Origin of the sequence: Mesorhizobium sp. M8A.F.Ca.ET.208.01.1.1, assembly GCF_004791315.1 — a bacterium.
Classification (GTDB): domain Bacteria; phylum Pseudomonadota; class Alphaproteobacteria; order Rhizobiales; family Rhizobiaceae; genus Mesorhizobium.
Map to the genome: position 1 here is coordinate 1 of NZ_SRUT01000039.1, position 533 is coordinate 533.

The 533-nt window shown below is 58.3% G+C and carries 1 protein-coding gene; it reads right to left on the minus strand.

Annotated elements, in window-relative coordinates; all coding sequences use genetic code 11:
- Window positions 1–47 precede the first annotated feature (47 nt).
- Window positions 48–533, minus strand: a 486-nt coding sequence (ehuC, locus tag EN851_RS34160) for an ectoine/hydroxyectoine ABC transporter permease subunit EhuC (RefSeq protein ID WP_135931048.1), incomplete at its 5' end; no start/stop codon positions are given.

Sequence of the window (533 nt, forward strand, 5' to 3'; positions counted from 1 at the left end):
CAACTGTGGCAGGATCTCCCACGTAAAGTCCCAGCGCCAGTTGAATGTCATGCCCTTCCAAGCCTCCGGGCAACCAAGCGTTCCGCCCAGCGCATCATCGGGGTTATGAGGAACCTGGCAAGGATGTAGTAGACAATCAAAGCTGTTCCAAACGCCTGCGCCGACAGATAGGTCGAGGCGTTGATCTGGCGTGTCTGGAACATGAGATCGGCGACCGAGATGAGGGACACCAGGGCGGTTCCCTTGAGAAGCTCGATCAGGAGATTACCCCAAGGCGGAAGCATGATCGCCAGCGCTTGCGGCAATATGATCCTGCGCATCCTCACACCCTGCGGCATCGACAGCGCGGTTCCCGCTTCCCATTGGCCGCGCGGAACTGACTCAATGGCGCCGCGGACGAGCTCGGCGCCATAGGCACCGATATTGAGGCCGACGGATATGTAGCCGGCGGTGAAGTTCGGAAGCGTTATACCAAACAGCGGCAACACGAAGAAAATCCAATATAGCTGCACTAGCAGCGACGTTCCGCGGAA